Here is a 12,172-nt window from a genome sequence, read left to right as displayed (position 1 = left end):
CAATGGCACGGACCGACTCGTTCGAGAATCGACTGCGGGTGTTCGCTCGGATCTGGATAGATGCGGTGACGTACGCACTCGCCGTAACGGCGGCCGCCGGAATCGGTGCGGTCGTGATCGCAATCGCGACCGGTGGGGGCCTCGTCCGTGCGAAGTATCTGCTGTTCGTCGGCGGCTGGCTGTTGCTCGCCTACGCGACGGTACGGCTCTGGCCGTCCTCCCCGGACAACGTCGATCCACAGCCGACGACTCAGTATCGTGACTCGCTGCCCGAAACAGGCGAGTCGACGCGATTTCAGCAGTTCGTCCAAACGCTGCCACCCGTTCGGTGGATGCAGCCGCCCCCACCGGACCGACGACTGACGATCTCGGGGAAGCTACTGCTCAGCAGTCTCCTGATACTGGCATTGTCGTTTCTCATGGAGACTCGCTTCGGTATCAGCTAGCCGGCAGGTACACACCGCGGCCGAAATGACCACTCATACTGCCGGACAAAACCGTCTGTGGCCCGACGCGATCTCTCACCGACGCCGTGTTCTGGACCGTTCCCGCTCGGAAAGAGTTAACAGATTTCCCTGCCGACGGGAAGATATGCCCGACGATGTCTCAGATCCACGGACTGACAGGCGACGCGATCCAGACGAGGTCCAGACCGACGCCTGGAAACAGACACTCGAGGATATGGAAGCGATCGCCGAACAGCGCCGTGACGACGGCTGGTCGGTCGTTACGGTGATGGCTGCACATACCGACACCGTCAGCCGTGATATGGGTGACGACGACACGTTCGGGCTCGTTCACATCATTCCGGATAACTATGCAGCGGAGTTTGCGAGTACCTTCGATGCAACCGAGTTTACCGAGTACTTGGCGTACGGCAGCGATATCCAGGGGTATATGTACGCCGTCACCGAGTTCATCGACTCGGAGACGGACCGATCAATTCTGCTCGCGAGCCGATACGACATGACTCGAGCCGAAGGGATGGTTCAGTCGGCTGAAGAGGAAGGCGTGTTGTACACACACGTCAAAACGGTCGACGGAACCGTTCTTGGAACGTTCGAACACGAATCGTACGCACCCCTCATCGCGAAACCGAACGCATCAGCCGGTCGCTGAGCCGTCGGTACCGCTTTTCCCTGTTGTTCGTCGGTGAGTTCTCGAGAGAGGAAGAGTTCTCGTCTCGGTGAATCCGTGAAAAGTAGCGGGAGGTAGATTTGAACTACCGATCTGCGGGTTATGAGCCCGCCGGAATCTCCTGGCTATCCCATCCCGCTATCACATCATAACGGAGTGCACTAATTAAGGGTTGTGATTCGGCTGCCGTATGGGGATTTCTACCGTTCATCCTGATGTACCTTCCACGTGTAGAGGCTCTCACAGGTGTAGTTGACGAAGAACCCGATTCCGATTCCGACCAGATTCGCCGCCAGATACCAGACACCGAACCCGCGGACCAGACCCGCAAGCACCGTCAGCGTCACGAGAAAGCCAGCGAACCGGACCGCGTTCGAGCGGAGAAATCGTCTCCCCAGTGCACGCGGCGTCATCGCGCCGTAATCGGCGAACGTCCACCGTTCGTTGATCGCAAAGATGACCACGATCGCAAGCTCCCAAGACAACACCTTTGCGGCTACTGGACCGAGCACAGTCAACTCGACGAGCAACAGCAGGGCGACGTTGTCGACGGTTGCACCGACGAGGCCAACGCCAGCGAACTGACTAAATCGTGCCGTCGAGAACAACGCACGAACACGCGTCTGGATTGCCTCGGGAAGCGAATTATTCGACATCATCGTGAATCCATACGGACCGTATTCAGTCTCCCGTGTGTTCACTCGCGTGCACGTAATGCAACACTGCTACACTGGGTTACGTCCATGCAGGCCGGGACGCGGCCTATTCCTCTCTCGCTGCTTACGCATCCGGAATCGGTCCCGACGAAGTGTCACAGACGTTCTCAGGTCGTTCGTGTCGGTTCGAGACCGACTTAAAGCGCTAAATCGGCCTTCGGACGGATGACGTCGACGGCGTCGGCGTCGACACGGTCGACATCGAGGAAGTGTGGGACGTAGTTTCGCTTCTCGTAGTCTTCGTACTCGTCTTCGGTGCCGACGGTACACCACAACTGCACCGTTTCGGGACCGTGCCACTCTCCGTTTCGGTTGATACCAAAACAGACCAGCTCTTCGCCGTCGTAGTCGATGATGGCACCCTTTCGAATCCCGGGGTCGCCGTGGATGATGAGCTGCTTCATGGGCACTGGTTCACAGGAGAAACGATTAAACGCTTCGAAGGGATGGGCGAACTGAACCGGCTGTCACAACGAGACAGACCGGTGTGGATACTGATGGATACGGACTGCTGTCGGCATGGCCCGCCGATTCCCGACCCTCTCGCTGGGACTCGAGAGAGCAGACCGTCTGACGCCTGACAGTGCATCCCGAATGTGGTGAGAACGCATCTCGAGAAACGCGGTGTCGGACGACGACGAACCAAACGGGTTTTAAACAGCGCTGTCTTAGCCCACGCCAAGTGAGATAACCATGCAGATGCCACGCCGATTCAATACGTACTGCCCGCACTGTAACGAACACCACGAACACGAAGCCGAGAAAGCCCGATCGGGCCGTTCCTCCGGCATGAAATGGGACGCTCGCCGAACGCGTCGTAACAGCGCGACGATCGGTAACTCCGGTCGCTTCTCGAAGGTCCCCGGTGGCGAAAAGCCCACCAAGAAGACCAACCTCAAGTACCGTTGCAGCGAGTGTGGCAAAGCCCACCTCCGCGAAGGATGGCGCGCCGGCCGACTCGAGTTCCAGGAGTGATTACAATGGCAGGAAATTTCTACAGCGTTCGCTGCAGTGACTGTGAGAACGAACAGACCGTCTTCGGCAAAGCCTCCACGGAGGTCGCCTGTGCCGTCTGCGGGACGACGCTTGCCCGACCGACCGGCGGCAAAGCCGAGATCGACCACGAAATCGTCGAAACAGTCGAGTCACGATGAAATACAGCGGCTGGCCAGATCCCGGCGAACTCGTCGTCGGTAAGATCGACGAAATCGAGGACTTCGGTGTCTTCGTCGATCTCGAGGAGTACCAGGACAAGCGCGGACTGATCCACATCTCGGAGGTCGCGAGTGGCTGGATCAAGAACGTCCGCGATCACGTCCGCGAGGGACAGATCGTCGTCTGCAAGGTCCTCGATGTCGACGAGTCCCACGAGCAGATCGACCTCTCGCTCAAAGACGTCAACGACCACCAGCGCTCGGATAAGATCCAAGACTGGAAAAACGAGCAGAAGGCCGACAACTGGATGGGCCTTGCACTCGGTGACGACGTCGATAACGAAGTCTACACTGCGATCGCCAACGAGTTGATCGGCGCGCACGGAAGCCTCTATGATGGCTTCAAGCAGGCCGCGATCCACGGCGAGGAGGCCCTCGAGGGGACCGACCTCTCTGACGACGAGATCGACTCGCTCGTCGAAACGGCCCGCGAGAACGTCTCGGTGCCGTACGTCAACGTCACCGGCTACGTCGACTTGGAGAACGCATCGCCAAGCGGTGTCGACGGCATCCGCAAAGCGCTGTCGGCTGCCGAAGGCAACGGCGAGGTGCCCGAAGAGGTCGACCTCGAGGTCAGCTACGTCGGAGCCCCCGAGTACCGCATCAAAGTGAAAGCGCCCAACTACAAAACCGCCGAGTCCCAACTCGAGGAAAGCGCCCGACGCGCGGTCGCAGCCATCGAGGACCACGGCGGCGAGGGCCAGTACCACCGCGAGCGACGGACGGACGACGAATAACGTATGAAATCGAACATCCGGGTGTGTTCGGCGTGGCGCGAGGTCCACGACCGCCCGGTGTACACCCTTTCTGAGACGTGTCCGGAGTGCAACAGCGCGACGGAAAACAGCGCCCCAGCCCCGTTCGATCCGAACGACCCATACGGCGAGTACCGACGCGCTCTTAAACGTCGCAATCGCTGATATGGTATGGACGAACTCGAGATCGACGTAGTTGCCGAGGTCGACGTCACCGACCCCGTCCTCGTCGAGGGGCTGCCTGGTGTCGGACATGTCGGAAGTCTCGCCGTCGAGCACCTGCTCGAGGAACTCGAGGCAGAGAGCACGCTCGTACGGCGCATCTACTCGACGGAGTTCCCACCACAGGTAACCGTCGAAGACGGCGTCTCGGAGCTTACCTGTGCGGAACTGTACGCCGTCTCCGTTCCCGACGGCCGTGATCTCTTGCTGCTGACTGGTGATCACCAGGCACAGACCAACGAGGGACATTACGTACTGACCGATGCGTTCCTCGACATCGCCGAGGAGTTCGGGGCAACCGACGTGTACGCACTCGGTGGCGTCCCGACCGGCGAACTCATCGACGAGTACGCCGTCGTCGGTGCTGTCAGCGACGACGCACTGCTCGAGGACCTCGAGGACGTCGGCGTGGAGTTCCGTGACGACGAGCCGGCGGGCGGTATCGTCGGCGTCTCGGGCCTGATGCTCGGTCTGGGTGAACGTCGCGGGTTCGACGCGGCCTGTCTGATGGGCGAGACCAGCGGCTATCTGGTCGATCCCAAAAGCGCTCGCGCAGTGCTCGAGGTGCTCGAGGACGTGCTCGGGTTCGAACTCGACTACGAGTCGCTGGACGAGCGCGCCGACGAGATGGAAGAGGTCATGGGCAAGATTCAGGAGATGGAACAACAACAGCAGATGGACGTGCCGACGGACGACGATCTCCGATATATCGGCTAAGTCGGTTTCGCTGCGTTCGTTTTGAACAGGTATAACTGTGTGATCGGATGCTCCAGCAGCTAGCCTGCGGTACAGTCGCTGTTCGGGACGAACGGTTCTCGACTGCCGTATTCGATCAAACGGGTGATCGAACGGAACCGATAACGAATAGCCGAACAGTTCTCACGAACGGCAACTGTCGAGACGTGCGTTGGAACTGTCCGACACAGAACGAAAGACGCAGTTCGAACAGCGAACGGAGCCGTCAATTCGAGCGAATACTCGTTCCCCACAGTCAGGACACCGCCCATCAGGATACCGAACCATACAGTAATGAGACAAAAATGATGGTATATACTTTGTGACTCGGCGCTGAGGCGTCCAACGGGGGGAGCGCTGACGCGATCCCGACGACTCTCCCTCGAGGAGACGCAATCGCCAGACGGGGGACGGGTGCTAGCAAAAGGTTTATATAGAAGTGCTGACGACATAGTTAGTGAGGATTCAACTATGGCACAACAGCGACGCATGGGCGGACAGCCTATGTTCATTATGAGCGAGGATAGTCAGCGAACGCAGGGTCGCGACGCCCAGTCGTCGAACATTATGGCCGGCAAGGCCGTTGCCGAAGCGGTACGGACGACACTCGGGCCACGCGGGATGGACAAGATGCTTGTCGACTCCGGTGGCGAGGTCGTCATCACCAACGACGGGGCGACCATTCTCAACGAGATGGATATCGAACACCCCGCAGCCCAGATGATCGTCGAAGTCTCCGAATCGCAGGAAGAAGAGGTCGGGGACGGCACGACGACGGCAGCCGTCATTGCCGGCAACCTCCTCGGCGAGGCCGAAGACCTCATCGAGCAGGACGTCCATGCAACGACGATCGTCGAGGGCTATCACGAAGCCTCCGAGATCGCCCTCGAGGCGATCGCCGAACAGGTTAACGAGGCCGACGTCGACGACGATATCCTGAAACAAGTCGGCGAATCGAGCATGACTGGCAAGGGAACCGGTGGCCTCACCGCCGAGTCGCTGGCTGAGACGGTCGTCGAGGCGATCCGCCACGTCGAAACCGACGACGGTGTCGCCCGCGACAACGTTGCCGTCCACACACAGATCGGCGCGTCCTCGAACGCGACGGAACTCGTCCCCGGAATCGTCATCGACGAGGAGCCGGCCCACAGCAGCATGCCTCGTGAGGTCGAAGACGCCTCGATCGCCGTCCTCGACGTCGAACTCGGTGTCCGCACGGGCGACATCGACGCCGAGTACGCCATCGACTCGATCGACCAGCTCAACACGGCCATCGACGCCGAAGAGAGTGAGGTTCGGGGCTACGCCGAAGCAGTCGCCGAAAGCGGTGCTGATGTCGTCTTCACGACCGAAGACGTCGACGACCGCGTCTCCTCGTATCTCGCCGGCGAAGGCATCCTCGTCTTCGAGAACATCGGCAACAGCGACGCTCGAGACATCGTCTCCGCGACGGGTGCTCGCCGCGTCGGTGCCCTCGAGGACCTCGAGGAAGCTGACTTCGGTGCGGCTGACCGCATCCGAGCCGAGAACTACGGCGACGACGACCTCGCGTTCGTCGAAGGCGGCGCAGCCGCCGAGACCGTCACCGTCTTCGTTCGCGGTGGCACCGAACACGTCGTCGACGAACTCGAGCGCGCCATCGGTGACGCACTCGACGTCGTCGCAACGGCACTCGCCTCGGGCGAAGTCGTCCCCGGCGCTGGCGCAACCGAGATCGCGATTGCGGACAAGATCCGCGAGGAAGCAGCCGGCATCGAGGGCCGCAAGCAGCTCGCTGTGACGGCTTTCGCCGATGCGATCGACATCGTGCCCCGAACGCTCGCCGCCAACACTGGTCAGGACCCGATCGACGCACTCGTGGACCTTCGTGCCGCCCACGAGTCCGAGGGTCGTGCCGGACTGATCACCACTGGCGAGGACGTCACGATCGATGATCCCTTCGAACACGGCGTCGTCGACCCTGCCGACGTCAAACGAGAAGCCATCGAGAGCGCGACTGAAGCCGCGACGATGATCGTCCGCATCGACGACATCATCGCCGCCGAATAACGCCGACCGCGAGCACTCGGTTTTTCGTAACGAATTTCGAAGACATTCTCCGGCCCAACACTGTTAAGTGTTAACGAATGTTATAGACTACTGTATCATGTCCAAAACAGCTCGAGATCGGTCAGTACCGGTCGATGGCACTGCTGAGTGGCCAGTCACGTACGATACGGGTCACGGGACGTACCACACACGGTGTGCTGTCATGGATTACGAGCCGGTGAGCACGGCGGTCGTCATGGCCGTCTCCTCGATACTCGACGTCGAACCAGACGATCTCGAGTCGCTGTCAGCGCGTGTCGATCCCGACGCGCTGAACACGATGGTGGTCGACTGGTACGAAGCCGGCTCACGGGCCAGCGACGGGTCGATTACGTTTTCGTTCGCCGACTGTACCGTGTCGGTGTACGCCGACGGCGAGATCGTGATCGAACCGGACCACAGCGGCGAGCGAGTTCCGGTGTAGCCGGCTCACACCTCGCGCGCTGTCTCGCGTTCCTCGAGAACCACCCGATCACCCGCCTCGAGGCCGAACGCCACATCGCCACGCCCCCGATTGACGTCGAGTTCGACGTAGCCGTGGCTCCCGACCGTTGCGAGTCGCTCCCCGGGTTCGACGGCGGCGAACGTCTCGCCGACGGGGATACGATGGTCGGCGACGACGAGCTGATCGCGCCCCGCGAGAAACCGACCGGGGACGTTCGTGATGACGTTCCCGAAGCCGTCGACGACCAGCACCTCGCCGCGTGCACGCTCGTCTTCGAGCACCGCTTTGGGCAGTTCGAGCTCGACGCAGTCCTCGAGCGGGGAGAGCCACTCGAGGTCGGCGAGCGCGTCACGGTCGGTCTCGTGGACGCCCGCCGCAGCGGGGGCGAAGACATCTCGGCCGTGGAAGGTGTTGCTCGCTGGCCCGGCGTCGCCGTCGGGCCCTGAGATCGCTCTCGCGTTCGCGCCGGACACCTGTCCCGTTGGGGCCACCGACTCGAGGCGTGTCTCGTCGATCACATGCGTCTCGAGCGCGCCGTCGCCGGCGAGTCGTCGTGCAACGGGACACAGAACGCCGTTGTCGGGACCGACGAGGACGTGCTCGCCTGCCCGAATCACCAGTGCGTGACGGTCGGTCCCGACACCGGGGTCGATCACGACGAGATGGGTCGCCGGCGGAAAGTACGGCAACACCTCTCGGAGCCAAAACGCCGCTGCGCGAACGTCCTGTCGGGGAAAGTCGTGGGCGATGTCGACCAATCTGGCCGTCGTTCGCTGACAGAGGACGCCTTTCATCGCCGCAGGATACGGCGTGCCGAAATCCGACGCAAGCGTAATCATGCGCGAGGATACGACCTGACCGCTGAAAACGCTGTGTGACTCGCGGATGGCGCCGAACTAGTTCACGTCGGAATCGGACCCGCTGATCATCTGAATGCGTTCGATGCCGTTGATCTCGTCGACGACTTCGACGACAGCTTCGGGCACCAGCGCCTCCCAGTCGCCGTCGTTGATCATCCGTTCGCGGACTTCGGTGCCCTCTAACACCTCGCGGTTGAACATCGGCGACTGGCGGATCTCGATGTTGGCCTCTCGAAAGAGTTGGATGACGAGCGGGTTGTTCGAGTAGGCGACCTCGAAATCGGGGCTCATACTCTGGACGTGGCTTACCCAGACGGAGTTTCGCTCTAAGTCCTCGATGGGGACCGCGTACGTCACAAGATCGGAGTCGACGAGCGCTTTCGTGATCATCATGATCCGCTCGCCGGCCGTAAACGGGTTCCGGACGGTGTGTGAGTCGTCTGCGCTTCCAATCCCGAGAACGAGTTCATCGACGTCTTCGGCGATCTGTTCGACCATACTGAGATGGCCGTTGTGGAACGGCTGAAAGCGGCCAATGTAAAACCCCCGGCTCATGCCGTGAACTGTTCGTGCAGTGTGTATAAGCGTGGCGAGTTTGTGATTCGAACGCGCCGGTTTGTCGGCGCCTCGAGTGGCCGACCGCGCACGGCTTCGATCGACACATATTTTTCCGATAACCGTATCGGATGAAAACGACGACGGATATTCTCAATCGGCACCGTCGGGCGCTGTGAGGGCCGGTTTCAGCCACTGTCACGATCCACCGCATGGAGAAAGTATATCAGTGCCAATCCCTTCGAACCAGATACTGAACAGAGTTCTATGAGTAACGATACGAACGTTGACGACCCTCCCGAAGACGCTACTGGTGCTGCGCCTGAGGAGGAGCAGGCACAGCCTCAGGACCAGGAGCCAGCGCGTCAGGGAGACCGGTCGCCGCTCGAGGAGGGCGGTGACCAAGGTGACGACGTCGGCAACGGTGACGAGTTCGACGATCCGATCGACGAGTTCGAGCCCGAACCCGAGTCGACCGAGGCGGACGACGATATCGAGACTGTCGACGACCTCGGGAGTACGGTCGAAGTCGATCCCGGTGTCGAGATAGACGACGAGATCGCCGAGGACGACCTCCTCGGTGGTCTCAAGATCGACTCCACGGAGGATATCGAAGTCCCGGATCGACTCGTCGATCAGGTCATCGGTCAGGACGAAGCACGGGATATCATCATCAAAGCGGCCAAGCAGCGACGGCACGTGATGATGATTGGCTCGCCGGGGACCGGAAAGTCGATGCTGGCGAAAGCGATGAGCCAGCTGCTTCCGAAAGAGGACCTCCAAGATGTCCTGGTGTATCACAACCCGGACGACGGTAACGCGCCGAAGGTCCGAACCGTCCCCGCAGGCAAGGGCGAACAGATCATCGACGCCCACAAGGAGGAAGCCCGCAAGCGCAACCAGATGCGCTCGATCCTGATGTGGGTCATCATTGCGATCATTATCGGCTATGCGATTCTCAGCCCCGCCAGCATTCTGCTTGGCATCCTCGCGGCAGGGATCGTCTGGCTGATCTTCCGCTACACATCCCGTGGCACCGACGCGATGGTGCCGAACATGATCGTCAACAACGGCAACCAGCGCACCGCGCCGTTCGAGGACGCGACCGGTGCCCACGCCGGCGCGCTGCTGGGCGACGTCCGTCACGACCCGTTCCAGTCCGGTGGGATGGAGACGCCGAGCCACGACCGCGTCGAGCCCGGCTCGATCCACAAATCCAACAAGGGCGTGCTGTTCGTCGACGAGATCAACACGCTCGACGTCCGCACCCAGCAGAAGCTGATGACGGCGATCCAGGAAGGCGAGTTCGCCATCACGGGCCAGTCCGAGCGCTCCTCGGGTGCGATGGTCCAGACCGAACCCGTCCCCTGTGACTTCATCATGATCGCTGCGGGGAACCTGGACGCGATGGAGAACATGCACCCCGCACTCCGCAACCGTGTCAAAGGGTACGGATATGAGGTGTACATGGAGGACACCATCGAGGACACCCCCGAAATGCGACGCAAGTACGCCCGCTTCGTCGCCCAGGAGGTCGAACGCGACGGCCGCCTGCCACACTTCACCGACGACGCCGTCGAGGAGCTCATCCTCGAGGCGAAACGTCGCTCGGGCCGGAAGAACCACCTGACGCTGCACTTCCGCAGCCTCGGTGGACTGGTCCGTGTCGCGGGTGACATCGCCCGCGCCGAAGACCGCGACAGCACGACCCGCGAAGACGTCCTGCAGGCCAAACGCCGCTCGCGCTCGATCGAGCAACAGCTCGCCGACGACTACATCGAACGGCGCAAGGACTACGAGCTGCAGGTCACCCAAGACGGCGTCGAGGGCCGCGTTAACGGCCTCGCTGTCATGGGTGAAGACTCCGGGATCATGCTGCCCGTGATGGCCGAAATCGCCCCTGCACAGGGGCCCGGACAGGTCATCGCGACCGGCCAACTCAAGGAGATGGCCGAGGAGTCGGTCCAGAACGTCTCGGCGATCATCAAGAAGTTCTCCGACGTGAACCTCTCGGAGAAGGACATCCACATCCAGTTCGTCCAGGCCGGCGAAGGTGGTGTCGACGGCGACTCCGCCTCGATTACGGTCGCAACGGCCGTTATCTCCGCGCTCGAGGACATCCCGGTCGATCAGTCGATCGCCATGACTGGCTCGCTGTCGGTGCGTGGTGACGTGCTCCCGGTCGGTGGGGTCACCCACAAGATCGAGGCCGCCGCCAAGGCCGGCTGTGAGACGGTCATCATCCCGAAAGCCAACGAGCAGGACGTGATGATCGAAGACGAGTACGAGGAGATGATCGAGATCATCCCGTGTTCGAACATCAGCGAAGTCCTCGAGGTCGCCCTCATCGGCCAACCCGAAAAGGACTCGCTGCTCGACCGGCTCAAGTCGATCACTGGCACGGCGTTCGAGCAGGGACAGAGTACCGTCGGCTCCGCAAGCGGGTCGAACCCGAGCCCACAGTAACGATCGATGACTGCGTGGGCGACGTTCGCTGGAATTACGGGCGTCGTCCTCGTGTTGTTGCTTGGGTTATCGCACCTGACACAGTCTTCGTTTTCTGAAACCGCTGTCGATGACGACAGCAACGGGTCAGCGCCCGAGTCGTCGTCGGAACTGCCATCGGAACCACCACACGAACCGGCGGCTACCTCAGACAGTGTGACTGACACCGCCGACTCGAGTGACGATCATGGGCCTGCTCTCAGGGCCGAGACTGACGCCGATATCGACCTCTCGGACGCTCCCTCGAGGCCGACCGCAGAGATGACGTCTGAGCACGCCGGTGCACATCGCCAGCCGGCTGAAACCGACCCTCGGTCGCTGTCGACCGGCGAACTCCTGGCAAACGTCGCGCTCTCACAGGGACTGTTCGCGCTGGTCTTGCTCGGCGCAGTGATCTACACGGCGATTCCCGCCGACGCGCTGGGAATCGAATTCTCAGCCGCCTATCTCGAGCAGGGACTGGTGTTGGGGACGGTCTTCGGACTCGTTCTCTACGTCGCAAACGAACTCGCCGCCGCAGCGGCGACTCGATTCGGCTTCGAACACGACGAACAGCTTCGAGAGCTGCTGGCACCGGAGTCGACACGGGGCTGGATAGCCCTGTTAGTGGTTGTGCTCCCCATCATCGCGGTCTTCGAGGAACTGCTCTTTCGGGCGGCGCTGATCGGTGTGCTCTCGGCCGGCTTCGGTATTTCGCCGTGGTTGCTCGCCGTGGTCTCGTCGGTTGCGTTCGCTCTCGGACACGGGATGCAGGGATCGGTCGGCATCGTCGTCACGGGCGCGCTCGGCTTCGTCCTCGCAGGGATCTTCATCCTTACCGGGAGCTTCCTCGTGGTCGTCGTCGCCCACTACCTGATCAACGCCCTCGAGTTCATCGTCCACGAGGGGCTCGAGGTGGAGTGGGCACGAACCCTCGAAAGCTAAGCCATGGGGGGCGTTC

15 protein-coding genes and 1 tRNA gene are annotated in these 12,172 nt (G+C 61.3%); 11 read left to right on the top strand and 5 right to left on the bottom strand.

What is annotated here, in order from left to right; genetic code table 11:
- The first annotated feature begins 2 nt into the window (after positions 1 to 2).
- Positions 3 to 446: a DUF7555 family protein gene (locus C495_RS10695; RefSeq protein ID WP_008162766.1), complete on the top strand. Its 444-nt coding sequence runs from the start codon at positions 3 to 5 to the stop codon at positions 444 to 446.
- 145 nt (positions 447 to 591) lie between these two features.
- Positions 592 to 1,119 (top strand): DUF7529 family protein, encoded by a 528-nt coding sequence (locus C495_RS10690; RefSeq protein WP_008162765.1) that lies wholly within the window; start codon positions 592 to 594, stop codon positions 1,117 to 1,119.
- Between the two features lie 83 nt (positions 1,120 to 1,202).
- On the opposite strand, the gene C495_RS10685 is transcribed toward C495_RS10690, so the two are convergent.
- From C495_RS10685 to C495_RS10675, 3 genes are all read right to left on the bottom strand, one after another.
- A tRNA-Met gene (locus C495_RS10685) sits at positions 1,203 to 1,277 on the bottom strand.
- A 60-nt stretch (positions 1,278 to 1,337) separates the two neighbouring features.
- Positions 1,338 to 1,793 (bottom strand): GtrA family protein, encoded by a 456-nt coding sequence (locus tag C495_RS10680; RefSeq protein WP_008162764.1) that lies wholly within the window; start codon positions 1,791 to 1,793, stop codon positions 1,338 to 1,340.
- A gap of 197 nt (positions 1,794 to 1,990) precedes the next feature.
- The gene (locus C495_RS10675; RefSeq protein WP_008162763.1) at positions 1,991 to 2,257 is read right to left on the bottom strand and encodes an HAH_0734 family protein; all 267 of its coding nucleotides are present in this window, start codon (positions 2,255 to 2,257) and stop codon (positions 1,991 to 1,993) included.
- A 289-nt stretch (positions 2,258 to 2,546) separates the two neighbouring features.
- On the opposite strand from C495_RS10675, the gene C495_RS10670 reads away from it, so the two are divergent.
- The 7 genes from C495_RS10670 to C495_RS10635 all read left to right on the top strand — a co-directional run bounded on the left by C495_RS10670 (position 2,547) and on the right by C495_RS10635 (position 7,291).
- The gene (locus tag C495_RS10670) at positions 2,547 to 2,828 is read left to right on the top strand and encodes a 50S ribosomal protein L44e (RefSeq protein WP_008162762.1); all 282 of its coding nucleotides are present in this window, start codon (positions 2,547 to 2,549) and stop codon (positions 2,826 to 2,828) included.
- A 5-nt stretch (positions 2,829 to 2,833) separates the two neighbouring features.
- Positions 2,834 to 3,007: a 30S ribosomal protein S27e gene (locus tag C495_RS10665; RefSeq protein ID WP_008162761.1), complete on the top strand. Its 174-nt coding sequence runs from the start codon at positions 2,834 to 2,836 to the stop codon at positions 3,005 to 3,007.
- Complete coding sequence (locus tag C495_RS10660) at positions 3,004 to 3,804, top strand: translation initiation factor IF-2 subunit alpha (RefSeq protein ID WP_008162760.1); 801 nt, start codon at positions 3,004 to 3,006, stop codon at positions 3,802 to 3,804. Before C495_RS10665 ends, C495_RS10660 begins: the two co-directional genes overlap by 4 nt.
- A gap of 3 nt (positions 3,805 to 3,807) precedes the next feature.
- Positions 3,808 to 3,987 (top strand): RNA-protein complex protein Nop10, encoded by a 180-nt coding sequence (locus tag C495_RS10655; RefSeq protein ID WP_008162759.1) that lies wholly within the window; start codon positions 3,808 to 3,810, stop codon positions 3,985 to 3,987.
- A 6-nt stretch (positions 3,988 to 3,993) separates the two neighbouring features.
- Positions 3,994 to 4,761, top strand: coding sequence for a proteasome assembly chaperone family protein (locus C495_RS10650; protein ID WP_008162758.1), 768 nt, complete (start codon positions 3,994 to 3,996; stop codon positions 4,759 to 4,761).
- 522 nt (positions 4,762 to 5,283) lie between these two features.
- Positions 5,284 to 6,828: a thermosome subunit alpha gene (thsA, locus tag C495_RS10640; protein ID WP_008162756.1), complete on the top strand. Its 1,545-nt coding sequence runs from the start codon at positions 5,284 to 5,286 to the stop codon at positions 6,826 to 6,828.
- A 97-nt stretch (positions 6,829 to 6,925) separates the two neighbouring features.
- Positions 6,926 to 7,291 (top strand): HalOD1 output domain-containing protein, encoded by a 366-nt coding sequence (locus C495_RS10635; protein ID WP_008162755.1) that lies wholly within the window; start codon positions 6,926 to 6,928, stop codon positions 7,289 to 7,291.
- A gap of 5 nt (positions 7,292 to 7,296) precedes the next feature.
- On the opposite strand, the gene C495_RS10630 is transcribed toward C495_RS10635, so the two are convergent.
- Both C495_RS10630 and C495_RS10625 read right to left on the bottom strand, forming a co-directional pair.
- Positions 7,297 to 8,151, bottom strand: a complete 855-nt coding sequence (locus C495_RS10630; protein WP_008162754.1) for an SAM hydrolase/SAM-dependent halogenase family protein — start codon at positions 8,149 to 8,151, stop codon at positions 7,297 to 7,299.
- Positions 8,152 to 8,208: 57 nt separating this feature from the next.
- A complete protein-coding gene (locus C495_RS10625) occupies positions 8,209 to 8,727 on the bottom strand; it encodes a nicotinamide-nucleotide adenylyltransferase (RefSeq protein WP_008162752.1) in 519 nt (172 codons plus the stop codon).
- Between the two features lie 267 nt (positions 8,728 to 8,994).
- Here C495_RS10625 and lonB point away from each other — a divergent pair, with 267 nt between their 5' ends.
- Both lonB and C495_RS10615 read left to right on the top strand, forming a co-directional pair.
- Positions 8,995 to 11,193: an ATP-dependent protease LonB gene (gene lonB / locus C495_RS10620; protein WP_008162750.1), complete on the top strand. Its 2,199-nt coding sequence runs from the start codon at positions 8,995 to 8,997 to the stop codon at positions 11,191 to 11,193.
- Between the two features lie 6 nt (positions 11,194 to 11,199).
- Positions 11,200 to 12,156 (top strand): CPBP family intramembrane glutamic endopeptidase, encoded by a 957-nt coding sequence (locus C495_RS10615; protein WP_008162748.1) that lies wholly within the window; start codon positions 11,200 to 11,202, stop codon positions 12,154 to 12,156.
- The last annotated feature ends 16 nt before the right edge of the window (positions 12,157 to 12,172 follow it).

The sequence above is a fragment of the Natronorubrum sulfidifaciens JCM 14089 genome, from assembly GCF_000337735.1.
Lineage (GTDB): Archaea > Halobacteriota > Halobacteria > Halobacteriales > Natrialbaceae > Natronorubrum > Natronorubrum sulfidifaciens.
The sequence above is the reverse complement of the archived record's forward strand: the minus strand, read 5'-3'. Positions and strand labels throughout refer to the sequence as shown.